Source organism: Pararhodobacter zhoushanensis (assembly GCF_025949695.1).
Lineage (GTDB): Bacteria > Pseudomonadota > Alphaproteobacteria > Rhodobacterales > Rhodobacteraceae > Pararhodobacter > Pararhodobacter zhoushanensis_A.
In genome coordinates this window covers 3,498,391-3,524,050 of sequence record NZ_JAPDFL010000001.1, presented here as the reverse complement: position 1 = coordinate 3,524,050, position 25,660 = coordinate 3,498,391, and the positions used below count along the sequence as shown (strand labels likewise).

Below are 25,660 nucleotides of genomic sequence, written 5' to 3'. Positions count from 1 at the left end.
GGCGTCTTTCATTGGGGGGCCTTGGGGGCTTGGGCGGCGTCGAGTTCCTGCTGGCGCAAGACGCGGCGCTGGATCTTGCCGACGGCGTTCTTGGGCAGGTCGGACACGAATTCGATGCGGCGGGGGTATTTGTAGGGGGCGGTGGCGGATTTGACAAAATCCTGCAGCGCGCGGGCCAGATCGGGGCTGCCGTTGTGGCCGTCATGCAGGACGACGAAGGCCTTGACCACCTCACCCCGCTCAAGGTCGGGGCTGGGCACGGCGGCGGCTTCGCGCACGGCGGGGTGCGAGACGAGGGCGTTTTCCACCTCTTGCGGGCCGATGCGGTAGCCTGCGGAGTTGATCACGTCATCGCCGCGTCCCTCGTAGTAGAGGTAGCCGTCGGCATCGGCACGGGCGTTGTCCGAGGTCAGGAAATAGGTCACGCCGTCAAGGGTTTGCAGCGTCTTGGCGGTGCGCTCGGGGTCTTGCCAGTAGCCCAGCATCAGATGCGCGCTGGGCAGGCGCAGGGCGATCTGGCCGGTCTCTCCGGGGGCGGCGAGGGTGCCTTGGGCGGTGATCAGATCCAGCGTGACGCCGGGCAGCGGGCGGCCCATGGATCCGGCGCGGATGCCCGTGTCGCGGTAATTGGCGACCAGCATCAGGGTTTCGGTTAGCCCGTAGGCTTCCAGCACCGGGCGGCCGGTCATCGCCGTCCAGGCATCCATCACCGGCGGGTTCAGGCTTTCACCGGCAGAAACCGTCAGGCGCAGGGCGGGCAGCGGGTGCTGGCTGAGGTCAAGCGCCACAAGGCGGCGCAGCTCGGTCGCGGCGGCGCAATAGACGGTGACGCCGTGGCGGGTGAGCAGATCGAGCCGGTAGGCCGGATCGAAGGGGCCGTCGTAGAACAAAACGGTCGCGCCCCGGCTCCAGGGCCCGAACAGAATGGCGGTGCCAGCCTTGGACCAGCCGGTGTCGGCGGTGCAGAACATCACGTCCGTGGGGCCAAGGTCGAGCCAATGCTCGGCCGAGCCGCGCCACGCGTGCAGGGCGCGGGCGGAATGGGTGACACCTTTGGGCAGGCCGGTGGAGCCCGAGGTGTAGAAGATCAGCGCCGGGTCTTCGGCGGCTACGGTGGCGGCAAGGAAAGTGCCGGGGTCTTCGGCCAGCATCGGCTCCAGCGCGTCCCAGCCCTCCGGTGCGGGGGCGCGGGGGCCGGGCACATCGGGCGGCAGCGCGGGGTCGGTGGCGATGCACAGCGTGCCGGGGGCGGTGGCGGTGAACTTGCCGATTTCCGCCTGCGTGGTGATCACCGCCCGCGCGCCCGAGTTTTCCAGCCGGTAAGCGATGTCCTTTTCGGACAGCATGGTCACGCAGGGAATGGCGATCGCACCCAGTTTGAGCGCGGCGACCATGGCGATCTGCCACGCGGGCACGCGCGGCAGCATGATCAGCACCCGGTCGCCCTGCTGCACCCCGCGCCGCTTGAGCGCGGCGGCAAGCCGGTCGCTGAGGGTGGCGATCTCGGCAAAGCTGTAGCACCGCTCGGCCCCCGCCGCGTTGCACCAGATCAGCGCGGGCGCGGCGGCGTTGCGGGCCGTGTCGGCGGCGAAGGCGTCAACAACATCGGTGCCGAAATTGAAGGTCGGCGGGGTGCGCGGGTCATAGCCCGCGCGCAGGGTTTCGTAGCGGTCCATCTGGCTGTTCCCGATGGCCATCAGACGCGCGGCAAGGCGGCAAGGAAGTCGCGGGTTTTTTGCGCCAGAACAACGGGTTGATCGCCCCAGATGGTGTGGTTTGAATCCGTGATCACCTCGAGCCGGGCCTTGGCGAAGGCGGCGGTCAGGTCGGCCGCCTGCGTGCCCGACAGCACGTTCGAGCGGTCGGCGTTCAGCACCAGCACCGGGGCCTTGATCGCGGCGATATCGGCGGATTGGTCGGTGGACAGGTTCAAAAACACCTTGGTGATCGCGAGCAGGTCGTAGGCCCAGCTCCACTGGCCGTCGGGTTCCTGACGGAAGTCGCCCTCCATCGCCATGTGGTGCATGGCAAGGCTCAACCCTTTGCGCTGGGGCAGGGCCATGGCGTAGGCCTCGGCCTGTTCCCGCGTCTTGTAGGTACGCTGGCGGGTGTGGTGCGAGCGCAGGTATTTGACGATCTCGCTGTCAGAGCAGAAAAAACTGGGGTCCGACAGGATCAGCCCGGCGATGCGGTCGGGGTTGGCGGCGGCGAAGGACACGGCGACCTGATTGCCGACCGACGAGCCGATCAGGGTGATGCCGGTCAGGTCCAGCCTTGCAGCCAGCTTGGTGATGTCGCTGGCCATTTCGGCGATGGCATAGGTGGTCCCCGGCCGGTCCGAGGCCCCGTGGCCGCGCATGTCGACGGCGATGACGCGGGCCTCGTCTTTCAGGCTGGCACCCAGATGGCCCCAGGCATGGGCGGTCATCGAGGTGCCGTGCAGGCAGATCACCACCGGGCCGGTGCCGCCATTGTCCAGATAGCGGATCTTCACGCCGTCCAGATCGACGATCTTCGAGGTCCAGATGCGGGCGAGGGTTTCGGTCGTCATGTCGTTGTTTTCCTGTAGAACTTAGGTGTCGCCATTGGCGATGCAGGCCGCAACCTGGCGCGAGGCGGACCCGGTCATGCGATGGGTCAGCGTGGCGCAGGCGGCTGTGGCCAGCGGGCAGCGGGTGCGAAAGCGGCAACCGCTGGGTGGGGTACGGGGGCTGGGAACATCGCCGGTGAGCAGCGGCACGTCCTCGATCCTTGCGTCGGGATCGACCTTGAGGGACGAGGCGAGCAGGGCGCGGGTATAGGGGTGCTGCGGCGCGGTCAGCACATCGGCAGCACTGCCTAGCTCCATGATGCGGCCCAGATACATCACTGCGACGCGGTCGGCGAACTGGCCGACAACGGTCAGGTCATGGCTGATGAACAGATAGGTCAGGCCGTAGTCGCGTTGCAGATCGACCAGCAGGTTGAGGATCTGCGCCTGCACCGAGACGTCGAGGGCCGAGGTCGCCTCGTCCAGCACGATCAGCTCGGGCCGCAGGGCCAGCGCGCGGGCGATGGCGACGCGCTGTTGCTGGCCGCCGGACAGCTGGTGGGGGAATTTGTGGAAGGTGCCGGGCGGCAGCTCGACCTGCGCGAGCAGGGCGTGGACCTGTTTGTCACGCTCGGCCCCGCGCGCGATGCCGTGAACGACAAGGCCTTCGGCGATCAGGCTGCCGACGGTCCAGCGCGGGTCGAGCGAGCCGAGCGGGTCCTGAAACACCACCTGCGCCTTGCGGGCCAGCGCCCTGCGGTCCTTGGCGCCGTCGGCGTCGATGCTGCCGGTGGCGATGGGTTCCAGCCGCAGGATCGCGCGGCCAAGGGTGGATTTGCCGCAACCGGATTCGCCGACCAGCGCAAGGGTTTCGCCGCGTTCCAGCGCGAAACTGGCGTCCTCGACCGCGCCGACATGGCCGACCACGCGCTGAAAGAACCCGCTGCGGATGGGGTAGCGGACCGAGACATTGCGCAGGGAAAACAGCGGGTCAGCGGACATGGGCGGTCATTTCCTCGGCTTTGAGGCAGCGCAGCAGGCGGCCATAGGACGCCGTCTGAAACGCCGGTTCGGTCTGCGCGCAGCCCGCGTCTGCCATCGGGCAGCGGGGGTGGAAGCGGCAGCCGGTGGGCATCGCGGCGGCGGAGGGGACGGAACCCGGCAGCGCCTCGATCCGCGCGCCGGGAAGGCCGGTGGGGATGCTGGAGAGCAGGGCGCGGGTGTAGGGGTGGCGCGGGTCACGGATGATCTGCGCCACGGGGCCGCTTTCGACCACTTGACCCGCGTACATCACCGCGACGTCATCGGCCATCGCGGCGACAACGCCGAAGTCGTGCGTCACCAGCACCAGCGCCAGATTGAGTTCGCGCTGCAACCGGCGGATCAGGGTCAGCACCTGCGCCTGAATGGTGACATCCAGCGCGGTGGTGGGTTCATCGGCAATCAGCAGCTCAGGCTCCGAGGCCAGCGCGATGGCGATCATCGCGCGCTGGCGCTGGCCACCTGACAGCTGGTGCGGGTAGCGGTCGAGGGCGTCTTCGGGGTCGGGCAGGCCGACATGGCGCAGCCATTCGGTGCCCTTGGCGCGCAGGGCCTCGCGGGTGGTCAGCCCGGTCAGCGACAGGGATTCGTTCAGCTGCTGGCCGATGGTATGCACCGGGTCCAGCGCGCGCGAGGGGTTCTGGAAAATCATGCCGATCTTGCGGCCCATCAGGCCCCGGCGGCGGCGTTCCTTTTCGGAAAGGCGCGAAATCTCCGCGCCCTCCAGTGTTACCGAGCCCCGGTCAATGGCCCCGCCCGCGCCCAAGAGGCCGGTGATGGCCAGCACCGTCACCGATTTGCCCGAACCCGACTCGCCGATCAGCGCCAGCGCACGGCCCCGCTGGACCGACAGCGAGATGTCCGAGCAGACCTCGAGCGTGCCATAGCGCACGGCCATGCCGTCAACGCAGAGGAGCGGGGCGTCGTCACCGGCCTGCGCGGCCGGTGAGAGGGTGTTGACCGGGGCGAGGCTCATTCGCTGACCCAGACTTCGCGCAGGCTGGGGAAGCCCTGCGTCATCATCGGATACCAGCCCTGCACGCGGGCATGCGCCGGGTGCAGCAGCAGCGAGGCCCAGCCGGGCAGGGTGGTCTGCACGTTTTCCGCGATATAGCGCTGGATGTCCCAGAGCATCGCCTGACGCGCCGCCGGATCGCCGATGGTGCGCTGTTCTTCGATCATCGCGGTCAGCGCGGGGTCATCGACGCCGGCATAATTGCGGATCGCCCCGGGGAGGTAGTGGGTCGAGAGGTATTCGTCGGCCTCGGCGAAGGGGCTCATGACCATATAGAGGGCCTCGAAAGTGCCTTCGCGTCCCAGCGCCATGCCCGCTGCACGGTCGACGATGTTGATCTCGGCGGTGATGCCGATATCGGCCAGATCCTGCTGGATCCATTCGCCCTCGCGCACCATTTCCTCGCCGTAGTTCAGCAAGGTGAACTGGAAGGTGAAGCCGTCCGGGTAGCCCGCCTCGGCCAGCAATTCGCGGGCGCGCTCGGCGTTGGGGGTGCCGTAGAGCGCGATACGCTCGGCATCGGGCAGGGTCTGGGTGGACAGCGCCGGGCCGACCACGCCGCCGACCGCGCCGCCGCCGCGGATCACCTCGCCCATCGCCATGCGGTCAATGGCCATGTTGATCGCCTGCCGGACGCGGATGTCCGAGAAGGGCTCGAACGCCGGGTTCAGATACATCTCGGTCTGGGTGTTCGAAATGGTCTGAATGTCCTGCAAACCGGGCACCTGCGCCTGAATCTGCGCCATTTGCGTCAGGTTCAGCGGGCCGAACCAGATGTCGATCTGACCCGAACGGAAGGCGATGATGCGCGCGTTCAAATCGCGGATCGGGGTGATTTCGACCGCATCGAGATAGGGCAGCTGGTTGCCCGCCGCGTCATGGCCGAAATAGCTGGGGTTGCGCACATAGGTCGTGGCCACGCCCGCCTCATCACCGGTCAGGATGAACGGGCCGGTGCCGATGACGGTGGTGTTGCGGTCATAGCCGCCGTCAAACGCCTCGGTCGGCAGGATCCACATGTTCTGGTGCGCGAGGTTCTGCAGCAGGACGACATTGGGCGCGGTCAGGGTCAGCACGACGGTGTAATCGTCCGGCGCGCTGATCGTATCAACCGCCGACAACAGCCCGCCCTGCACACCGCCCGCGCGCATCGCCTCATAGGTGGCAAGCACATCGGCCGAGGTGAAGCCACGGCCCGAAACCGGGGCGACATCCTGCCAGACGACATCCCGGCGCAAGTGGAAGGTGTAGGTCAGCCCGTCGTCCGAGATTTCCCAGCTTTCGGCCAGAGACGGCGAGGGCACGAATTCGCCATAGCCGATATCGGGGCCGGTTCCCCATGCAACCAGCTGGCTGAGCGCCAGACCCAGCCGCGAATGCACGGCGAATTCGGTGCTGGCAAGCGGGTCGAAATTGGGCGCGTCGGCATGCACGTTGATGCGCACCAGACCGCCGTACTGCGGGGTTTCCTGCGCGGTGGCACCCAGTGGCAGGGCCAGAAGCGCCCCGACCATCAGGGAACGGGCCAGCAGGCTGCGCGCAAAGCGTGCGGCGCGGGTGGGAGGGGGAAATGTCGGGTCATATCGGGGCTCCTGTTGGGGGAATTATGATTATGGGGGGTGGGTTAGCGGCGGCGCGGGTCGAGCACGTCGCGCAGCGCGTCGCCGATCAGGTTCAGGGCCAGCACGCTGATCGTCAGCATCAGGCCGGGAAACACGATCAGCCACGAGGCAATGCCAATGAACCGCGTGCCCTGCGCCAGCATGGTGCCCAGTGACGGGTTCGGCGGCGGGGTGCCGACGCCCAGAAAGCTGAGCGCGGCCTCGGTCATGATGGCGATGCCGAAGGACAGCGAGCCCATGACCAGCATCGTCGGGATCAGGTTGGGCACGCCATGGGTCAGCATGATGCGCAGGCTTGACGCGCCGATCACGCGCGAGGCCGCGATGAAATCCTGCGCGCGGACCTTGATCATCTCGGAGCGCACCACCCGCACAAAGCGCGGGATCTGCGCCAGCGTCACCGCGATGACCACATTGCGCACGCTGGGCCCGAGCATGGCGGCAATGAACAGCGACAGCACCAGCGAGGGCAGGGTATCCAGCGCCTCGACAATCCGCTGGATGATCATGTCGGTCCAGCCGCCGAAATAACCCGAGATCAGCCCGATCATCCCGCCGATGAGCATGGTGAAGGTGACCACCAGCAGGCCGACCAGCAGCGAGATGCGCGTGCCATAAAGCACCCGCGAAAACACATCGCGCCCGATGTCATCGGTGCCGAACCAATGCGCCAGCGAGGGGGCCTTGAGCACCGCGCGGCGGTCCTGAAACAGCGGGTCGTACTGGGTGATCAAGGGGGCGAGCAGGGCCAGCAGCAGCACCGTGGCCAGGATCACCAGCGCCGTGCAGCCGATCGGCTCGCGCAGCAACGCGCGCAGAATGGCGAGGAAACGGTTGGGGCGGCGCGCGACCCCGTCGGGCGAGGGGGCGAGGGTCACGAGCGGGCCTCCCGGATACGCGGATCGACGGCGCCGTAAGACAGGTCGACCAGCAGGTTCACGACGATGGTGATGAAGCCATAGGTCAGCACGGCGGCCTGAATGGTGGGGTAATCGCGGTTATCGACGGATTCGAACAGCAGGTTGCCAAGGCCGGGAATGTTGAAGATCCGCTCGATGATCACGGTGCCCGACAACAGGTTGCCAAATTGCGTGCCCAAGAGGGTGATCACCGGGATCAGCGCGTTCTTGAGCCCGTGGCGCACATAGATGCCCCCCGGCGTCACGCCGCGCGCGCGGGCGGCGCGGATGAAATCGGCCCCCGTCACCTCAAGCATCGCCGAACGGGTCAGCCGCGACAGCGCCGCGGCGACGCCCAGCGACAGGGCGAGTGCGGGGAAGATCACCTGCTGCACATTGGCCCAGGGGTCGGTGGTAAAGGGGCGGTAGGGCAGCGGGATGTAATAGCCGATGGCGGCCAGACCGGACAGGGTCAGCAGCCCCAGCCACAGCTGCGGTACGGCCAGAAACACCGTCGAGGCCATGCGCAGCGCCACATCGCCCGGCGTGCCGATCCACAGCGAGGCGGCGACGCCTGCGCCGATGCCCAGCACCGAGCCAAAGGCGATGGCGAGGATCGACAGTTGCAGCGTCGGCACGATGGCCGAGCGGATCTGGTCGGATACCGGCCGCCCGGTCCAAAGCGAAGTGCCCAGATCGCCGTGCAGCACGCCCGCCGCCCACTGGGCGAACTGGGTGAGCACCGGCTGATCCAGCCCCATCTCGGCGCGTTTCTGCGCCAGCAGCTCGGGCGTGACCGCGCCGGCCTCGGACAGTTGCTGGTTGACGATGTCACCGGGGACAAAGCGGATGGCGACGAAAAGCATGACCGACACAGCCATCAGCACGATGACGCCAAGGACCGCGCGGCGAAGGGCGAAGGTGAGCATGGATCAGCGCTTCCGCTGCCAGCGCGCGGTGGCGGCGGCGTCTTCCACGGGCAGATCGGCCTTGGTCCAGCCCGCAAACCCCTCGTCCAGATGCCAGACCTTGGTATAGCCCATCTCGATCATCGCCAGCGCGGCCAGCACCGAGCGGCCACCCCCGGCGCAATAGACGACGTATTCGGCGTCTTCGGTGAAGAAATCACGGTGATAGCCCATGGCGGGATCGGCCCAGAATTCCAGCATCCCGCGCGGGACGTGATGCGACTCCGGGATCGCGCCCTTGTCCAGCCGCTCCTGCAGCTCGCGCAGGTCGATGACGGTCAGCGCTTCGCCCTGATCGCGCCGCGCCTGCAGCCCGGCGGCATCCATCGTCGGAACCCGGTCGCGCAGGCTGTCGACCCAGCCCATGGTGTTGCGGATGGTCATGGCTGCGGCTCCTTTTGGGCGGTGTCGGTGAGCGGGACCTTGACGCCGCGCAGGTCGGCGGCAGGCGTCAGGGCCGTGTGCAACGCCGAGACGGGGGCGTAATCATGCGCCTTGTTGACCTTCTCTTCCCAGGTGCTCAGATGGCAGCGCATCGCTTCTTCTGCCGCCAGCGCATCGCCGCGCGTCAGCGGCTCGAAGACGGCAACATGCTCCTCATACGAGCGCTGGGCGTCATGCGGCGTCTGGTGGCGCATGGTGAACAGCGTGGTCAGCACGGTCATGTCGCGCAGATTGGCGGCCAGCACCGAATTGCCCAGACTGTTGGCCAGACAGACGTGGAAATCGCCCAGCAGATAGCTGCGGCGCGGGATGTCATCGCCGGCGACGGCCTCGGCCTGCGCGTCCAGATGGCGGGCGATCTGATCGAGCGCGGCGCTGGGCAGCGCCTGCTTGCGCCGGGCGAGGTGGCGCAGCAGGCCGGTCTCGATGATCTCGCGCGCCACGTAAAGCTCGCGGGCCTTTTCGGTGTCGACCTCGGTCAGATACCAGCCGCGGCGCGGGCTGACCGTGGCAATCCCGCGCGCCGCCAGATCGACCAGCGCCTCGCGCACGATGGTGCGGCTGCAGCCGAACAGCGCCGCCAGATCCTGCTCGCCCAGCCGGGTGTTGGGGGCAAGGCGTTGTGACAGGATGGCGTCGATGATCTGCGAACTGATGGTGTTGGCATTGGCCAAGAGCGGGCTCCAATCTTGTATGCAAGATCTGCATGCAAGATATGAATGCAAGATTCGCCGCCGTTTACAACAAAAAAAGCCCGCGCCGGGCGCGGGAGAAAAGTGACGGCAGAAGAACAGCTTGCGTGACGGTTTGGTGAAAATTTCATCACCCGCGCAAGGCGTCACCCGCAGCAGGCAGGCCGACTCGGCAGGTGATGCCGCTTCATCTTGCCAAAAATACGCACTGACCCGGGTCAGCCAGACCCCGCGTCGGGCAAGGCGTGAAAGGGGATTTTCAAGGGGTGCGCGCACCCCTTGAAGCGGGGGCGGGTGGCAACCCGCGCGGCGCGAGCGGGCTCGATGCCCGCGAGCGCCGCTCCTCCCCGTTCAAAGCGCCAGATCCACCCAGACCGGCGTGTGATCCGACGGTTTCTCCCAGTCGCGCGGCGCGCCCTCGACCCAGGCGTCCTGCAGCCTGTCCGCGGCCCCCGGCGACAGCAGCCAGTGGTCGATGCGGATGCCGTCGTTGCGCTGGCGCGCGCCGGCCTGATAATCCCAGAACGAATAGATCCCCGGTCCCGGATGGCGCAGCCGGACCGCGTCATACAGCCCCAGCAGTTCCAGCCGCCGGAAGGCCGCGCGGGTTTGCGGCAGGAACAGCGCGTCCTCGCGCCACGCGTCAGGCCGCGCCGCGTCGGCCGGTTGCGGGATGACGTTGAAGTCGCCGGTCAGCGCGAAGGGGGTCTCCCGCGCCAGCAGGTCGCGTGCCCGCGCTTCCAGCCGCTCCATCCAGGCCAGCTTGTAGTCGTATTTCGGCCCCGGTGCCGGGTTGCCGTTGGGCAGGTACAGCCCGCAGAGGCGGAACCCGCTGTCGCCCACATCGGCCTCGATATAGCGGGCCTGTTCGTCGCTCTCATCGCCCGGCAGCCCGCGCGTGACATTGGTCAGCGGCAGTTTCGACAGGATCGCCACGCCGTTGAAGCCCTTCTGGCCGTGGGTTTCCAGCTGATAGCCGCGATCTTCGATGACCGAGCGGGGGAAGGCCTCGTCAACCGATTTGATTTCCTGAAACACCGCGACATCGGGTTTGGCTTCGTCCAGCCAGCGCTCGATGACCGGGGTGCGGGCCTTGACGCCGTTGATGTTGAAAGTAACCAGTTTCATCGGCGCGTCCTGCTCAAGGGCTTTCAAAGCATCGGGGGCGCAGGGTGATCCTGCGCCCCCGACTCCATGGATAACCTATATCTTAGCGCGCGGCGAGGTAGCGGCCAACAAAGGCGTTGGCATAGCCGACGGCACCCGCCTGATAGGCCTCATAGCTTTCCAGCACACGGGCCGCATCGGGGCTTGCAGCGCGTTGTTCTTCAACGACTTCGCCCCAGGCCGATTTCATCCCGGCGATGACGTCATCGGGGAAGTTCAGGAACTCGACGCCCGCCTCTTCCAGCGAGGCCATCGCGCCGACGTTGTAATAATCGAACTGACCCAGCGTCTCCATCGAGCATTGCAGCGCGGCTGCCTCAACAATCGCTTTCAGATCATCCGCCAGACCCGCCCAGGCTTCGGTGTTCACCACGACCTGCAGGGCCGCGCAGGGCTCGGCATAGGCCGGGGTGTAGCACAGGTTGGTGATGCGCTGCAGGCCGAAGGCCTGATCGAGCAGCGGGCCAACCCATTCGGCCGCGTCGATGGCACCCGATTGCAGCGACTGGAAGATCTCGGTCGGCGGCATCAGGATGGCGTTGACGCCCAGCTTGCGCATCATCTCGCCGCCCAGACCGGCAATGCGCATGTTCAGCCCCTGCAGGTCGGCCAGCGACTCGATGCGGTTCTTGAACCAGCCACCCGCCTGCGTGCCCGAGTTGCCCGAGTAGAAGGGTTTCAGGTTCCGCTCGGCATAGATGCTGTCCCAGATTTCCTGACCGCCACCCCATTTCAGCCAGGCGTAATGCTCGTTCGCGGTCAGGCCGAAGGGCACGCCGGTGAACCAGTGCGCTGCGGCGGTTTTTGACGCGGCGTAATAGGGCGTGCCGTGGCCGATCTGCACGTTGCCCGCCTGCACGGCATCCTCGACCGCGAAGGGGGGCACCAGCTCGCCCGCGCCATAGACGGTGATGACCATCCGGCCCGAGGACAGTTTCTCGACCAGCTCGGCAAAGCGGGTCGAGTTGGTGCCGACGCCGGGCGCGGCCTTGGGGAAGCTCGACGGCATGTCCCATTCGATACGCTCTTGCGCGATGGCCGGGGCGGCGAGGGTGGTGGCAGCGGCAAGGCCCGCGCCGCTTTTCAGGAACAGTCTGCGTTTCATGGGTGGTCCTCCTAGTTAAACATCAGGGTGGGCAGCCAGGTGGCGATCTGGGGGAAGAAGAACACCAGCGCCAGTGCCAGGATCTGGATCAGTACAAATGGCACCACGCCACGATAGATGTCTATCGTCGTGATGCCCGGCGGCGCGACGGATCGGAAATAGAACAGCGCAAAGCCGAAGGGCGGGGTCAGGAAGCTGGTCTGCAGGTTCATCGCCATCATCACCGCGAACCAGACCGGCGAGATATCACCGGCCAGCACGGCGGGGCCGAGCAGCGGCACGACGATGTAGATGATTTCCACGGCCTCGAGGATGAAGCCAAGGAAAAACACGATCACCATCACCGCCAGCAGCGCGCCCATTTCGCCGCCCGGAAATTCGCGCATCAGGTGCTCGACCGCGCGCTCGCCGCCAAAGCCGCGGAACACCAGCGACAGCATCGAGGCGGCGATGACGATGCCAAAGACCATGCCGGAGATCTTGATCGTCTCGACCATCGCGCCGTGGACCAGCCGTCCGGCCATCAGCCGCCAGAGCGCGACAACGACACCCAGCGCGATGAGCAGAGCGGCGAAAACGCCCGCCATACCCGCCAGCGTGTTCAGGTCGGCGCGGCCAAAGCCTGCGACCTTGAGCGCGACGAGGGCAAAGGCGGACAGGCCCGCGATAGCAATCAGCGCGCGTTCCCAGCTGTGTTTGCTGATCGCGAAGGCGGCCATCAAGCCTGCGCCGACAGCGCCCAGACCGGCGGCCTCGGTCGCGGTGGCGATACCGCCCAGGATTGAGCCAAGGACGGCGAGGATCAGCAGAACGGGGGGCAGGAAGGTATAGAGGATCTCGCTGCCCGAGACGCGTTCGTTGACGCCGACCCGCTTGGTGCGGCCGGGGCGCAGGGTGATCAGCAGCCACAGGGCGTAAAGACCGACAAGCAGCAGGCCCGGCAGCATGGAGCCTGCGAAAAGATCGGCGACAGAGACCGGCTGCGGCGCAAAGTTTCCGGCGCGCTGTTGCGCCTCAAGATAGGTGTTGCCGATCTGGTCGCCCAAGAGGACCAGCAGGATCGACGGCGGGATGATCTGCCCCAGCGTGCCCGAAGCGCAGATCAGCCCGGCGGCCTGCCGTTTGGGCACCCCGGATTCCAGCATCGGCGTCAGGGCGATCATCACCAGCATGACGATCGTGGCCCCGATGATCCCGGTCGAGGCGGCGATGATCGTTGAGAACGCCAGCACCGACAGCGCCATGCCCAGCGGCGAGCCGCCCAGCAGCCGGGCGAGGACGCGCAGCATGTTCTCGGCCAGATTGGCGCGTTCCAGAAACACGCCCATCAGCACGAACAGCGGCACGGCCATGAGCAGGGTATTCGACATAACCCCCTGAACACGCGAGGGATAGTTGGACAGGAAGGCAAGGTTGAACAGGTCGAACTGTCCCGCGATCACCGCCAGCACAAAGGGCACCCCGGCGATGGCCAGCATGGCGGGAATGCCCGACAGAATGCCACCAAACAGCGCGACAAACAGAACGATCAGCATCCATTCCTGACCGCTCATGCCAGTGTCTCCTTGCGCAGCAGGTTGGCGAGGCCCTGGATGATCATCAGCGCCGCGGCCAGCGGCAGGGCGGTTTTCACCAGATACATGCCGCCAAGGCCCCCGGCGTGGTCGACCCCTCAGCGATCTGCCACGAAAAGGCGATATCGCCCCAGCCCGCCCAGATGATCAGGCCGAATATCGGCGTCAGGAAGAACGCCCAGGCCACCGCATCGGCGGTCGGCAGGTAGCGGGCGGGCATGCGTTCGGCCAGCACCTCGACCCGGACATGGCCGCCGCGCGCGTGGCAGAGCGGCACGGCGAGGATGAGGAAAACGGCGAAAGAATAGCTGGCCAGATCCTGCATCTTGATCGAGCCGGAGCCAAAGCCGTAGCGCAACACGACGTTGATCAGCACCATGCCGACCAGCGTCCCGCCCGCCGCCATGCACAGCCATAGCGTGAGCCGGTCAAGCAGGCGCGCCAGCGCAAGAAACGCTTTGATCACAGAGTGTCCCCCTTGGCCGCGCGAGGCGGTTCTTGGCGGCCACGAAACCCAAATGTCACGCTGGTGTCAAGGTTTAGCGTCTGAGGTGTGATGTGTGGACAGGCGCGGCGTGGGGCGGGTGAGGATGAACACGATCACCGCGCCCAGCGTCACGCCCTGAATGACCAGCAGTTTGACCGGCAGTTGCAGGAACACGCTGAGCGCGAAGGCCGCGCCGATGGCGACCATGGCGAGGGTCTTGGCGCGTGACGAGATCGCGCCCTCGGCCCGCCAGTGGTGGATCGGGGGGCCAAGGCGGGGATGGTCGAGCAGCCACGCCTCGAGCCGGGGGCTGGAGCGGGCAAAGCAATAGGCGGCCAGCAAGAGCAGGGGTGTTGTCGGCACCAGCGGCAACACGATCCCCGCCACGCCCACGGCGAGCGACAACCCGCCCGCGATCATCCAGAATAGCCGCAGCATCGCCGCCCCCTTTGGTTCTGGCCGTCAGATAGGGCGCGGACCGGGGCTTGACCAGTCGGCTTACAGCGCGGCGGCGGCGCGGGCGGCCTGATCGTAGCTGCCCGAGAGGGTGCGCAGAAGCGCGGCGAGTTCGCTCATCGCCTCGGTCTGCAGGGCGCCGGGGTTGAGCAGTGAAGCGCGGATCTCGGCGTAGCGCTGGCAGAGCGCCGCGCCTTCAGGTGTGACGCGGACGGCCTTTTCCTTGCCCTTGCGCTCGGTGCTGACCAGCCCCTGCGCGGTCAGTTTGCGGATCGCGTAATTGGCCAGATGCGTGTCTTCGATGTTGAGCACAAGGCACAGATCGGCCAGCGTCTTGGCGCGGTCGCGGTGGGCAACCTGATGCAGGATCAGCACTTCCATCGGCGACAGCTGCGCGCCCGCCGCGCCCATGCAGCGCACGATCCAGCGCTGGAAGGCGTGGTTGGCCATGGTCAGCGCGAACTCCAGTTCGCTGAGCGCGGGGGCATCACCGGCCAGATGGGCCGAGCTGACAACGGGGCCGAGGGGATGAGTCATGGGTGCCTCCTGGACAGAATCCTTGACGTGACGCTGACAATTTGTCAACGATTTGTCTGTCAGCAGCGAGGAGCCGTCATGAGCGTTTGGGATTTCTGGATCGACCGGGGCGGCACGTTTACCGATGTGGTCGGGCGTGACCCGGACGGCGTGCTCAAGCCGCTGAAACTGCTGTCGGAAAACCCCGGTGCCTATGAGGATGCCGCGATCGAGGGGATCCGCCGCTTGCTGGGGGGAACGATTGATCCCGCGCGCATCGGCACGGTGAAGATGGGCACGACGGTCGCGACCAATGCGCTTTTGGAGCGCAAGGGCGACCGCGTGGCGCTCATGATCACGCGCGGATTCCGCGATGCGCTGAAGATCGCCTATCAGGCGCGGCCCGATATTTTCGCCAAGGAAATCATCCTGCCCGAGCAGCTTTATGCCCGCGTGGTCGAGGTGGACGAGCGGCTGCGCGCGGATGGCGCGGTCGAGATCCCGCTGGATATGGACGGGGTCGAGGCGGCGCTGCGCGCGTTGAAGGCCGACGGCTTTGACGCGCTGGCCATCGTCACCCTACACAGCTGGAAAGCGCCTGAGCATGAGGCGGCGATTGCCGCCAAGGCGCGCGCGATGGGCTTTGCGCAGGTCTCGGTCAGCCATGAGGTCAGCCCGCTGATCAAGCTGGTCGGGCGCGGCGATACCACGGTGGTGGACGCGTATCTCAGCCCGATCCTGCGGCGCTATGTGGCGCGGGTGGCGGGCGCGCTGGGGGCGACCCCGGCGGGCGAGCCGGGGCCGGTGTTGCAGTTCATGATGTCCTCGGGCGGGATGACCGCGGCCGAGGCGTTTCAGGGCAAGGACGCGATCCTGTCGGGGCCGGCGGGCGGTGTGGTCGGCATGGTGCAGACGGCGCGGCTGGCGGGCCATGACAAGGTGATCGGCTTCGACATGGGCGGGACCAGCACGGATGTGGCCCATTGCGCCGGGGCCTATGAGCGGGCGTTCGACACCGAGGTGGCGGGCGTGCGCATCCGCGCGCCGATGATGCGCATTCATACGGTGGCGGCGGGTGGCGGCTCGATCCTGCACGCCGAGCCGGGGCGGTTCCGCGTGGGGCCGGACAGCGCCGGGGCCGATCCGGGGCCCGCGTGCTACCGGCGCGGCGGGCCGCTGACGGTGACCGATGCGAATGTGATGCTGGGCAAGCTGAACCCTGATTTCTTTCCGCCGATCTTTGGGCCGGGGCAGGATGAGCCGCTGGACCGTTTGGTCGTGGTGGAAAAATTCGCCGAGATTGCGGAACGGGAGGGCAAGAGCGCCGAGGAGGTGGCCGAGGGTTTCCTCAAGATCGCCGTGGAGAACATGGCGAACGCGGTCAAGAAGATCAGTGTGCAGCGTGGGTATGACGTGACGCGCTATCTGCTGAACTCGTTCGGCGGGGCCGGGGGGCAGCACGCCTGTCTGGTGGCGGATGCGCTGGGCATGGAGCGGGTGCTGATCCATCCGCTGTCGGGGCTGTTGTCGGCTTACGGGATCGGCCTGGCCAAGGTGGCGGTGAGCCGTCAGCAGGCGTTGCTGGAGCCGCTGGGCGAGGGGTCGCGCGGCGCGATCGAGGGGCTGATCGAAGCCCTGCGCGCGCAGGTCGGGGCCGAGATGGTGACGCAGGGCGTGCCCGAAGACGCGATTGCGTGGCGGCCGGTGCTGATGCTGCGCTATGCGGGCACGGACACGGCGCTGCCGGTGGCGTTCGACGGCGATCTTGCCGCGGCGCAGGCCGAGTTCGAGGCGATCCACAAAGCGCAGTTCGGTTTCGTCCAGCACGGGCGTGAGATCACCGTGGAAGCGATTGATCTGCAAGCCGAAGACGGGCGCGCGCAGGGTGGCGAGGAAGCGGCGCAGGAGGCGGTCGAAAGCAAGCCCGAGGCGGGTGCTACGGTCGAGATGTTCTCGGGCGGTGCCGCGCATTCGGCGGGGGTGTTCCGGCGGGCTGATCTGAGCCGTGGTTCTGTGATCACAGGGCCTGCGCTGATCATCGAGGATAACCAGACGGTGGTGGTTGAACCCGGCTGGCGGGCGCAGATCACCGCGCGTGATCACATCGAGATGCACCGCTACCGTGCCGCCGAGCGCGCGCAGGTGGCGGGCTCGGCGCAGGCTGATCCGATCTTGCTGGAGGTGTTCAACAACCTGTTCATGAACATTGCCGAACAGATGGGTCTGGCGCTGCAGAACACCGCCCATTCCGTCAACATCAAGGAACGGCTTGATTTTTCCTGCGCAGTCTTCGATGCGACCGGCGCGCTGGTGGCCAATGCGCCGCATATGCCGGTGCATCTGGGGTCGATGGATCGCTCGGTCGAATCGATCATCCGGCAGAATCCGGTGATCAAACCGGGGCAGGTCTTCGCGCTGAACGCGCCTTATAATGGCGGGACCCATTTGCCTGACATTACCGTGGTCACGCCGGTGTTTGATGACGCGGGCGAAACGGTGCTGTTCTGGTCGGCCTCACGCGGGCATCACGCCGATGTCGGCGGCACCGCGCCGGGGTCGATGACGCCGCTGGCCACCACGGTGGATGAGGAAGGCGTGCTGATCGACAATTTCCTGATGGTCGATGAGAACGGGTTCCGCGAGGAGGCGCTGCGCGATCTGCTGCTGGATCACCCGTACCCGGTGCGCAACGTCGGCCAGAACATCGCTGATCTGAAAGCACAAGTCGCCGCCAACGAGCGCGGCGCGACCGAACTGCGCCGCATGGTCAGCGATTTCGGGCTGGATGTTGTGCAGGCTTATATGCAGCACGTGCAGGACAACGCCGCCGAGGAAGTGCGCCGCCTGCTGGGCCGGTTGAGCGATTGCCGTTATGAATACCAGACCGACACCGGACAGGTGATCAAGGTGGCGATCACGGTGGACCGCGAAAAACGTCAGGCAACAGTCGATTTCACCGGCACGTCAGACGCTTGGGAGAATAACTTCAACGCGCCCGAGCCGGTGACGCGGGCGGCGGTGCTCTATGTGTTCCGGGTGATGGTCGAAGCGCCGATCCCGATGAACGCGGGCTGCCTGCGGCCCATCACCATCATCGTGCCCGAGGGCTGCATGCTTGCGCCCAAATACCCGCGCGCGGTGGTGGCGGGGAATGTGGAGACCTCGCAGCACGTGACCAACGCGCTGTTTGGCGCGCTGGGGGCGATGGCGAACTCTCAGGGGACGATGAACAACCTGACCTTCGGCAACGAGACGTATCAGTATTACGAGACGATCTGCTCGGGCTCGCCCGCCGGGGTGATGAACGACGGGCGCGGCTATGACGGCACGTCAGGGGTGCATGTGCACATGACCAACTCGCGGCTGACCGATCCCGAGGTGCTGGAATTGCGCTTTCCCGTCCTGCTGGAGGAATTCGGGCTGCGCGATGGCTCGGGCGGCACCGGGCGCTGGTCGGCGGGTGAGGGGACGACGCGGACCATCCGGTTCCTCGAGCGGATGGATTGCGCGATCCTGTCGTCGCATCGTTCGCGCGCGCCCAAGGGGCTGGCGGGGGGCGGCGACGGGCAGCCGGGGCGCACGGTGGTGCGCCGCGCCAATGGCACCCGCGAAATCCTGCCCGCCTGCGCGCAGACGGTGCTGGAGGCGGGCGAGGCGGTGACGGTGGTCACGCCGACCTCGGGCGGCTACGGCAGCTGATCAGGGCAAGGGCGTGATGCTGACCGGCGCGCCCCCTTGCGCGCCGTAAAGCAGCACCTCGCCGCCCTCGGTCACCACAACCAGCCAGTCGCGGGCGAAGGTGACGGCGGCGGCAGTCGCGCCGTCGGGCAGGCTGATCGTCTCGGGCAGCACGGGCAGCGGCGCGGGTGTGGACAGCCGCGTGACAAGCAGGCCGGTGATGGTTACAAGCCCGACGATCATCACGCCCGCGAGCGTGGTGACCAGCAATTTCAGAAAACGCAGGTCTGCGGGGAGCGGTGGAATGTCGTCATCAGAAGACATGGACGGGGATTCCCTGGATATCGAAGTGATCATCGGCGCGAACCCGCCCGACCGTCTTGATAAGGCCTTGGCGCGCGATGTGCCAGAGGAGGCCTCGCTGTCGCGCTCGCGGCTGGTCAAGCTGATCGGTGAGGGCGCGGTGTCGCGCGCGGGCGTGGTGCTGAGCGATACCAAGGCGAAGGTGGCCGAGGGCGACGTGATCGTCATCGCCCTTGAGCCAGCCGAGGCGCTGGAGACGCTGGCCGAGGATATTGCGCTGAGCGTGGTCTATGAGGACGCCGAGCTGATCGTCATCGACAAGCCGGCGGGGATGGTGGTGCACCCGGCACCCGGCACGCCGCGCGGCACGTTGGTGAACGCGCTGTTGCACCATTGCGGCGATACGCTGTCGGGGATCGGTGGGGCCAGACGACCGGGCATCGTGCACCGCATCGACAAGGAAACCTCGGGGCTGTTGGTGGTGGCCAAGACCGACCGCGCGCATCACGGGCTGGCGGCGCAGTTCGAGGCGCATACGGTGGACCGGCTCTACCGCGCACTGGTCAACGGGGTGCCGGATGCGGGCGATCCGCGCCTGAAGGGCATCAAGGGGATCAACTTTGAGCCGGGCGGGGTGCTGAAAATCACCACGCGGCTGGACCGCCACCGCCACGACCGCCAGAAACAGGCGGTGTATTTCGACCGGGGCCGCCACGCGGTGACGCGGGCGAAGGTGATCGAAAGCTTTGGCGAGCCGGTGCAGGTGTCGCTGATGGAGTGTCGGCTGGAAACAGGGCGCACGCATCAGATCCGGGTGCATATGGCGCATGTCGGGCATGGGCTGGTCGGCGATCCGGTCTATGGCGGGCGGCGCAAGGTCTCGCCCAACGCGCTGCCTGCGGGCGGGGCCGAGGCCGTGGCGGCATTCCCGCGTCAGGCGCTGCATGCGGCGACGCTGGGGTTCATCCACCCGGCAAGCAAAGAGCGGCTGACCTTTCAGTCGCCGCTCCCGCAGGATTTTCAAGCGTTGCTGGATGTGCTGACGCGCTGAGCCAAAGGCTCAGCAGCGGCGGCCACGGCCAACGGGGTCGGTAAAGCGCGGGCCGACATCGCTGTCGGTGCACGAGCGGCGGCCACGGCCGTTGCCCGCGGGATCGGCACCATAGCCACGGTCGGAATCGGTGATGCCCGAGGCACGATACCCGGTCCCACGCCCGCCGCCTGCCGGATCGGAATAGGCGCCGACGTCTGAATCGGTGATGCCGGTGGTTACACAGCCCGCCAGCGCGGTGGTTCCGCCGAGTGTGCCGAGCAAGAACGCCCGACGGCCAATGCCGCGGCTGGTCTTGATGTCGGCGTCGGTCAGCGTGGCTTTTTTGCTCTTGGCTTCGTCTGACATGTTTTTTGTCTTTCAATAACGTGAATCAACTGGTCAAGATTGGCCTCAGTTCACCCATTCAGTCAAGGATTTAACTTGCTGCTGCGCAGCGTCGGGCGGCGACCGCTGCCGTCTCTGACTGCCATGACGGGTGTAGAAAAAGCCCGCGCAGGGGCGCGGGCTTTTCCGTGTTCGCTCGGTGCGGTCACCGCCCCGTTCAGGTGCCGCCGCGACCATTGTTCGGCTGGTCATAGACCGAGCCGTTGTCGCTGTCGGTTATCCCCGAATAGTTGCCGCCAGCCCCACGACCCCGGCCTGCGGCGTCGGCGTAGCTGCCGTCGCCGTTGTCGGTCAGGCCCGAACGGCCCCGGCCCGCCGGATCGGCATTGCTGCCGCCGTCACTGTCGGACGCCGCCATTGCCGAGGTTGCTGCGGTCAGGGCAGCGGCCCCGCCGAAGGCGCCCAGCAGCAGCGAACGGCGGCCGATGCCGCGACGGGTGGTGATTTCGGTTTCGCTTAATGTTTTTCGGGATTTTTTAGCTTCGTCTGTCATCGTGGCTTGCCTCCCATTTACGGATCAATACGCGTCACGCTATGGTCATGGCGTAATGTCGGTCAAGCTCTAGTCCGCGGACGGCGGGGCAAAAGGGAGTTTTATGATGAAAGATAGTGTGGCCGCGCCCAGTCCGGCGGATTTTGTCCGGGCCATCGCACCGATTACCCCGGCGACATTCTTTGCCGAATACTTTGAAAAGAAGCATCTCGTCGTGCGGCGCCAGGACCCGGCCTATTACGCCGATCTGCTGACGGTTGCCGACATTGACCGGGTGCTGACCCAGACGATGGTCGGCGGTGACGAGATGCAGCTGGTCAAACTGGGCAAGGCGCTGGAAGCCGATGATTTCGTCATGCCCTCGGGGTTCATCGACCCGGTGCGCGTGGTCCGGCATTTCGATGAAGGCTCGACCATGGTGCTGCCGGGGTTGCAAAAGCGCGTGCCCGCGCTGGCCGCCTATTGCCGGGCGCTTGAGACGGTTTTCAGCTGCGATTTGCAGACCAACATCTATTTCACCCCCGACAACGCGCAGGGCTTCAAGACCCACTATGACAGCCACGACGTGATCGTGCTGCAGGTGCATGGGTCCAAGACGTGGAACATCTATGAAAGCCCGCTCAAGCTGCCGCTGCGCAGTCAGGCGTTCAAGCCCGAAGGGTTCGAGGCCGGGGCGCTGATCGACACCTTCACCCTGCACGCGGGCGACATGGCCTATGTCCCGCGCGGCGTCGTGCATGATGCGCGCGCCACGGAGGAGATTTCACTGCACATCACCACCGGCCTGCTGGCCCCGCGCTGGATCGACCTGCTGGTCGAGGCGGTGTCCGAGCTGGCACTTGAGGATCCGGCGTTCCGCCACTCGGTCCCGCCGGGCTATGCCAATGAGGGGTTCGAGCGGGCCGAGGCGCGCACGGTGTTTCAGAACCTGCTGACCCGCGCCATGGCAGGGATCGACCCTGACCGCACGCTGGACGGTTTCGCCCATGAATACCGCCGCCGCCGCGTGCCGGTGGTGCCCGGCCAGCTGTTCCAGCTGTTCGAGTCCGAGGCGATCGAACCCGGCACGCCGGTGCAGCGCCGCCCCGATCTGATCTATGCGATCAAGGTTGACGGTGACGAGGTGGCGCTGTCGGTCTACGGGGCCGAGATCGTCTTCCCCGCCCATGTCGAGGAGGCGTTGCGTGAGGCCTTGTTGTTGCCTGCCTTCGTCGTCGGCGATCTGAAAGCCGATCTGGACGAGGCGGGGCAGGCGGTGATGATGCGCCGTCTGGTGCGCGAAGGTGTTTTCGCCATCGCCGGTTAAGGCGCGGACATGGGCGACCCGATGAGTGTCTGGCTGACACTGACGCTGCATTATACGCTGCAGCTGGGTGTCTTGCTGCGCGCACTGACCCGGCCCGACCGCGAGCCTGCCTCGCGGTTGGCGTGGATGCTGGTCATTCTGGGCGTCCCGGTGGCTGGGGCGCTGCTGTATCTGATGCTGGGCGAAGTCTCGCCGGGGCGTCGCCGTTCGGCCCTGATGCAGAAGGTCCGCAAGGCTTTGCCGGTGACGGTGCCGGGCGTTGACGCGCCAGCGACGCTGCCCGCCGAGGCGCGCGGCGCCTTCGCGCGGGGTGCGGTGGTCAACGGATTCGCCCCGGTGCCGGGGAATACCGCGCGCCTGCTGGGCGATTCCGATGCGGCGATTGACGCGATGGTCGCCGATATCGATGCCGCACGGTCCAGCGTGCATGTGCTGGTCTACATCTGGCTCGACGATGCCAACGGCGGCAAGCTGATGGCGGCGCTGGCGCGTGCCGCGCAGCGCGGGGTGGTGTGCCGGGTGATGGTCGACGGTCTGGGCTCGCGCCGGCTGCTCCGCTGCGAGAGGTTCCGCGCGATGCAGGCGGCAGGCGTGAAGACGGGCGTGGCGTTCAGCACGCGCTGGGCGGCGGCGCGGCTGTTGCTGGGCCGGATCGACATCCGCAATCACCGCAAGCTCTTCGTCATCGACGGGCAGATCGCCTATGTCGGCAGCCAGAACTGCGCCGATCCCGCCTTTGCCATCAAGGCGGCCTATGGGCCTTGGGTCGACATCATGCTGCGGTTCGAGGGACCGGTGGTCTGGCAGACACAGGCGCTGTTTGCCGCCGACTGGATGGGGCAGGGCGGCGATGACATGGCCGCCCTGCTGGCCGCGCCCGCGCCCCCGGTCGCGGGCGGATTTCCGGCGCTGGTGTTCGGGTCGGGCCCGGATCTGTCGGTCAATGCGGTGCCCGATGTGGTCGGGCTGCTGCTGGCGGCGGCGCAGGACGAGGTGGTGATCTCGACGCCCTATTTCGTGCCGACCCAAGGCTTGCAGGAGCAGTTGCGGGCGACGGCGCTGCGTGGCGTCAGGGTGGTGCTGATCCTGCCTGCGCGTAACGATCTCGCGCATGGTGGGCTGGGCGAGCCGCGCGGCCTATGCGTCGCTGATCGGCGCGGGCGTGGACATTCACGAATTCACGCCGGGGCTGTTGCACGCCAAGACGCTGACGGTGGATGGCGGGCTGGCCCTGATCGGCTCGGCCAATCTGGACCGCCGCAGTTTCGAGCTGAACTTCGAGAACTCGCTGCTGCTGGCGGACGCAGGGGTGACCGCCGGGATCCGCGCGCGCCAGCAGGCCTATCTTGCGCAGAGCGTGGCCGTGCGCGCGGATGTGGTTGCGCGCTGGTCATTGGGCTGGCGGCTGCTGTACAACAGTGCGGCGACGATCAGTCCGGTCTTGTAAGACCAGCGACGGAAAAACCGGGCGTGGCCGTTGAACAGGGCACAGCAGGCAGCGTGTTTCAGCCGTTCACGAACGCTTAACACTTGCCTGCCAGAGTGTTGAATCGCGGCTTTGGTCACCCTATGTGCTGATCTCACCGCCTTGTGAGGAGAACCGATGAGCGAGTATGCCAGCCTTCCAGCGCCCAGTCCCGAACAGGGCCTGAACCGCTACCTGCAGGAAATCCGCCGGTTCCCCATGCTGGAGCCGGAAGAGGAATACATGCTCGCCAAGCGTTGGGTCGAAGATCAGGACACCGGGGCGGCGCACAAGCTGGTCACCTCGCACCTGCGTCTGGCGGCCAAGATCGCCATGGGGTACCGCGGTTACGGGCTGCCGCAGGCCGAGGTGATCTCTGAGGCCAACGTCGGCTTGATGCAGGCGGTCAAACGCTTTGATCCCGAAAAGGGCTTTCGTCTGGCGACCTATGCCATGTGGTGGATCCGCGCCTCGATTCAGGAATACATCCTGCGCTCGTGGTCGATGGTGAAGCTGGGCACGACCTCGGCGCAGAAGAAACTGTTCTTCAACCTGCGCAAGGCCAAGGCCCGGATCGGCGCGATCGAAGAGGGGGATCTGCGCCCCGAGAATGTGACGAAACTGGCCGAGGATCTGTCGGTCACCGAAAAAGAAGTCGTCGACATGAACCGCCGTCTGGCGGGCTCGGATGCCTCGCTCAACGTGACGGTGGGCGGGGAAGAGGGCGCGGCCTCGTGGCAGGACTGGCTTGAGGATACCGACGCCGATCAGGCGGGCGACTATGCCGAGCGCGACGAATTCGAAGCGCGGCAGTCGATGCTGATGGAAGCGATGGACGTGCTCAATGAACGCGAACGCGACGTGCTGACCGAACGGCGGCTCGCCGAACCGCCGGTAACGCTGGAAGACCTGAGCAGCAAGTACGGCGTCTCGCGCGAACGGATCCGCCAGATCGAAGTCCGCGCGTTCGAAAAGCTGCAAGCGCGGATGACGGAGATTGCGCGCGAAAAGGGCATGATCCCCGCGTAAGATCGGGGGCTGCGCGCCCCCCGAGCCCCCGCGCCAGAAGGGGGAGCACGCTCCCCCTTCTGGACTTCCCCCGTGGATATTTTCAGACAGAAAATGAAGCTTGGTTAACAAAGCCTTATCATCTGTCTCCAAATATCCTGGGGGGTGAATGCGCGGCACGCGCAGAGGGGGGCAAGGCCCCCTTTCTTGCTACCCGGCCAACACTGGATAAAGGGTGGCGACCAGAAGCGCGGCCATGCCAAGGTTGAACAGCCGCAGCGCGCGCGGATTGCGCAGCCAGCTGCGCAGGGCGGTGCCGATCAACGCCCAGCTGGAAATACACGGCAGGTTGACCAGTCCGAACACCAGCGCCACCGCCGCGACCGAGGGCCAGTCGGCGTTGGGCGCGTAGAGGGTATTGGCGGTAAGCGTCATGCTCCAGGCTTTCGGGTTCACCCATTGGAAGGCCGCAGCCTGCAATCCGGTCATCGGTTTGCCGGTCGCCGGGGCGCGGGCATCCGGCGGCGCGGCGTTGGCGATCTTCCACGCAAGCCAGAGCAGATAGGCGACGGAAGCGACGGTCAAAACCGTGCGTGCTAGCGGGAAGGTCAGGAACAACCCCGCCAACCCAAGTCCCACGATCGCCGTCATTGCCGTGAAGCCGAGCGCGATGCCCAGCATATGCGGGATCGTGCGCACAAAACCGAAATTCGCACCCGAGGCCAGCAGCATCAGGTTGTTCGGCCCCGGCGTGATCGAAGCGACAAAGGCATAGAGGGCGAGGGCGGTGAGCAGAGGGGCGGGCAGGGGCATGGTGCGATCTCTTGACGATGTCGCGCAATGATATCGTGTCTATCTCGGCATGGGATTGCTTTTGGGGCGTCTTGTTCGCTATTTCTGCAACCCATGACCGAGATCGATCCAATCAGCGACAAGATATTGCGTCAGTTGACGCGCGACGGCCGCGTGTCGAATCTGGAGCTGGCCGATCGCGTGGGGCTGTCGCCTTCTGCCTGCCTGCGCCGGGTGCAGGAGCTGGAACGGCGCGGCGTGATCAAGGGGTACCGCGCGGTGCTTGATCCGGCCAAGACCGGGATCGGCTTCGTCGCCTACATGTCCGTCGGTCTGGGCTTGCACACCAAGGCCGCGCAGGAGGGGTTCGAGCGCGCGATCAGCGCTGCCCCGCAAGTGATCGAGTGTCACAATGTGACAGGAAATGTCGAGTATCTGTTGCGGGTCGAGGTGGCTGATCTGGCCGCCTTCAAGCATTTCCATACCGAGATTCTGGGCACGCTGCCGCAGGTCTCGTCGATCACCAGTTTTGTCGTCATGGGATCCCCCAAGGATGAACGCGCTTGACGGATACGGGCTAACACGCAATGTCTTGAGGATGGGGAGTGCGACGTCCTCACGAGGCGCCAGCCGAACATCGCGTTCCAGTTCATCAGCCATG

At 66.3% G+C, this 25,660-nt stretch carries 25 protein-coding genes; 6 read left to right on the top strand and 19 right to left on the bottom strand.

Annotated features, from left to right (window positions below; all coding sequences use genetic code 11):
- Positions 1-8: 8 nt before the first annotated feature.
- From OKW52_RS17460 to OKW52_RS17390, 15 genes are all read right to left on the bottom strand, one after another.
- Positions 9-1,676 (bottom strand): acyl-CoA synthetase, encoded by a 1,668-nt coding sequence (locus OKW52_RS17460; protein WP_264417430.1) that lies wholly within the window; start codon positions 1,674-1,676, stop codon positions 9-11.
- 20 nt (positions 1,677-1,696) lie between these two features.
- Positions 1,697-2,551 carry an alpha/beta fold hydrolase gene (locus tag OKW52_RS17455; protein ID WP_264506836.1) on the bottom strand — a complete coding sequence of 285 codons (855 nt, stop codon included), beginning with the start codon at positions 2,549-2,551 and terminating at the stop codon, positions 1,697-1,699.
- Positions 2,552-2,572: 21 nt separating this feature from the next.
- Positions 2,573-3,532 (bottom strand): ABC transporter ATP-binding protein, encoded by a 960-nt coding sequence (locus tag OKW52_RS17450; RefSeq protein WP_264417428.1) that lies wholly within the window; start codon positions 3,530-3,532, stop codon positions 2,573-2,575.
- A complete protein-coding gene (locus OKW52_RS17445) occupies positions 3,522-4,547 on the bottom strand; it encodes an ABC transporter ATP-binding protein (protein WP_264506835.1) in 1,026 nt (341 codons plus the stop codon). The genes OKW52_RS17450 and OKW52_RS17445 overlap by 11 nt, the downstream gene beginning before the upstream one ends.
- Positions 4,544-6,100, bottom strand: a complete 1,557-nt coding sequence (locus OKW52_RS17440) for an ABC transporter substrate-binding protein (protein ID WP_264506834.1) — start codon at positions 6,098-6,100, stop codon at positions 4,544-4,546. The genes OKW52_RS17445 and OKW52_RS17440 overlap by 4 nt, the downstream gene beginning before the upstream one ends.
- 110 nt (positions 6,101-6,210) lie before the next feature.
- Positions 6,211-7,086, bottom strand: a complete 876-nt coding sequence (locus OKW52_RS17435) for an ABC transporter permease (protein ID WP_264417423.1) — start codon at positions 7,084-7,086, stop codon at positions 6,211-6,213.
- Entirely contained in the window at positions 7,083-8,036 is a 954-nt protein-coding gene (locus tag OKW52_RS17430) for an ABC transporter permease (RefSeq protein WP_264506833.1), read from the bottom strand. The genes OKW52_RS17435 and OKW52_RS17430 overlap by 4 nt, the downstream gene beginning before the upstream one ends.
- Positions 8,037-8,039: 3 nt before the next feature.
- Positions 8,040-8,459, bottom strand: a complete 420-nt coding sequence (locus tag OKW52_RS17425) for a rhodanese-like domain-containing protein (RefSeq protein ID WP_264506832.1) — start codon at positions 8,457-8,459, stop codon at positions 8,040-8,042.
- Positions 8,456-9,193 (bottom strand): GntR family transcriptional regulator, encoded by a 738-nt coding sequence (locus OKW52_RS17420; protein WP_264417419.1) that lies wholly within the window; start codon positions 9,191-9,193, stop codon positions 8,456-8,458. The genes OKW52_RS17425 and OKW52_RS17420 overlap by 4 nt, the downstream gene beginning before the upstream one ends.
- Positions 9,194-9,562: 369 nt before the next feature.
- Positions 9,563-10,339, bottom strand: a complete 777-nt coding sequence (gene xth / locus OKW52_RS17415) for an exodeoxyribonuclease III (protein ID WP_264506831.1) — start codon at positions 10,337-10,339, stop codon at positions 9,563-9,565.
- Positions 10,340-10,421: 82 nt separating this feature from the next.
- Positions 10,422-11,483, bottom strand: a complete 1,062-nt coding sequence (locus OKW52_RS17410) for a TRAP transporter substrate-binding protein (RefSeq protein WP_264417417.1) — start codon at positions 11,481-11,483, stop codon at positions 10,422-10,424.
- 11 nt (positions 11,484-11,494) lie between these two features.
- Positions 11,495-13,036, bottom strand: coding sequence for a TRAP transporter large permease (locus OKW52_RS17405; protein ID WP_264506830.1), 1,542 nt, complete (start codon positions 13,034-13,036; stop codon positions 11,495-11,497).
- A 76-nt stretch (positions 13,037-13,112) separates the two neighbouring features.
- Positions 13,113-13,523, bottom strand: a complete 411-nt coding sequence (locus tag OKW52_RS17400; protein ID WP_264417412.1) for a TRAP transporter small permease subunit — start codon at positions 13,521-13,523, stop codon at positions 13,113-13,115.
- A gap of 66 nt (positions 13,524-13,589) precedes the next feature.
- Complete coding sequence (locus tag OKW52_RS17395; protein ID WP_264417411.1) at positions 13,590-13,982, bottom strand: YbaN family protein; 393 nt, start codon at positions 13,980-13,982, stop codon at positions 13,590-13,592.
- 60 nt (positions 13,983-14,042) lie between these two features.
- On the bottom strand, positions 14,043-14,537 hold the full coding sequence (locus OKW52_RS17390) for a winged helix DNA-binding protein (protein WP_264417410.1): 495 nt from the start codon (positions 14,535-14,537) through the stop codon (positions 14,043-14,045).
- Positions 14,538-14,615: 78 nt separating this feature from the next.
- Here OKW52_RS17390 and OKW52_RS17385 point away from each other — a divergent pair, with 78 nt between their 5' ends.
- Entirely contained in the window at positions 14,616-18,215 is a 3,600-nt protein-coding gene (locus tag OKW52_RS17385; protein WP_264506829.1) for a hydantoinase B/oxoprolinase family protein, read from the top strand.
- Here the strand turns inward: OKW52_RS17385 and OKW52_RS17380 are convergent, their stop codons facing one another.
- On the bottom strand, positions 18,216-18,518 hold the full coding sequence (locus tag OKW52_RS17380) for a DUF6476 family protein (RefSeq protein WP_264506828.1): 303 nt from the start codon (positions 18,516-18,518) through the stop codon (positions 18,216-18,218).
- Here OKW52_RS17380 and OKW52_RS17375 point away from each other — a divergent pair.
- Positions 18,517-19,548, top strand: a complete 1,032-nt coding sequence (locus OKW52_RS17375; protein ID WP_264417459.1) for an RluA family pseudouridine synthase — start codon at positions 18,517-18,519, stop codon at positions 19,546-19,548. The two genes, OKW52_RS17380 and OKW52_RS17375, sit on opposite strands and share 2 nt — an antisense overlap.
- A gap of 9 nt (positions 19,549-19,557) precedes the next feature.
- On the opposite strand, the gene OKW52_RS17370 is transcribed toward OKW52_RS17375, so the two are convergent.
- Positions 19,558-19,896: a hypothetical protein gene (locus OKW52_RS17370; RefSeq protein WP_264506827.1), complete on the bottom strand. Its 339-nt coding sequence runs from the start codon at positions 19,894-19,896 to the stop codon at positions 19,558-19,560.
- 196 nt (positions 19,897-20,092) lie between these two features.
- On the bottom strand, positions 20,093-20,428 hold the full coding sequence (locus OKW52_RS17365) for a hypothetical protein (RefSeq protein ID WP_264506826.1): 336 nt from the start codon (positions 20,426-20,428) through the stop codon (positions 20,093-20,095).
- Between the two features lie 106 nt (positions 20,429-20,534).
- Between OKW52_RS17365 and OKW52_RS17360 the strand changes: the two genes are divergently transcribed.
- From OKW52_RS17360 to rpoH, 3 genes are all read left to right on the top strand, one after another.
- Positions 20,535-21,734 (top strand): cupin domain-containing protein, encoded by a 1,200-nt coding sequence (locus OKW52_RS17360; RefSeq protein WP_264506825.1) that lies wholly within the window; start codon positions 20,535-20,537, stop codon positions 21,732-21,734.
- Positions 21,735-21,743: 9 nt separating this feature from the next.
- Positions 21,744-23,261, top strand: coding sequence for a phospholipase D-like domain-containing protein (locus OKW52_RS23360; RefSeq protein WP_264506824.1), 1,518 nt, complete (start codon positions 21,744-21,746; stop codon positions 23,259-23,261).
- A gap of 76 nt (positions 23,262-23,337) precedes the next feature.
- Complete coding sequence (rpoH, locus tag OKW52_RS17350) at positions 23,338-24,228, top strand: RNA polymerase sigma factor RpoH (protein ID WP_127110560.1); 891 nt, start codon at positions 23,338-23,340, stop codon at positions 24,226-24,228.
- Positions 24,229-24,417: 189 nt separating this feature from the next.
- Here the strand turns inward: rpoH and OKW52_RS17345 are convergent, their stop codons facing one another.
- The gene (locus OKW52_RS17345) at positions 24,418-25,020 is read right to left on the bottom strand and encodes a LysE family translocator (RefSeq protein ID WP_264417402.1); all 603 of its coding nucleotides are present in this window, start codon (positions 25,018-25,020) and stop codon (positions 24,418-24,420) included.
- Positions 25,021-25,113: 93 nt separating this feature from the next.
- Here OKW52_RS17345 and OKW52_RS17340 point away from each other — a divergent pair, with 93 nt between their 5' ends.
- The gene (locus OKW52_RS17340) at positions 25,114-25,566 is read left to right on the top strand and encodes an Lrp/AsnC family transcriptional regulator (protein WP_264506823.1); all 453 of its coding nucleotides are present in this window, start codon (positions 25,114-25,116) and stop codon (positions 25,564-25,566) included.
- Positions 25,567-25,660: the final 94 nt, after the last annotated feature.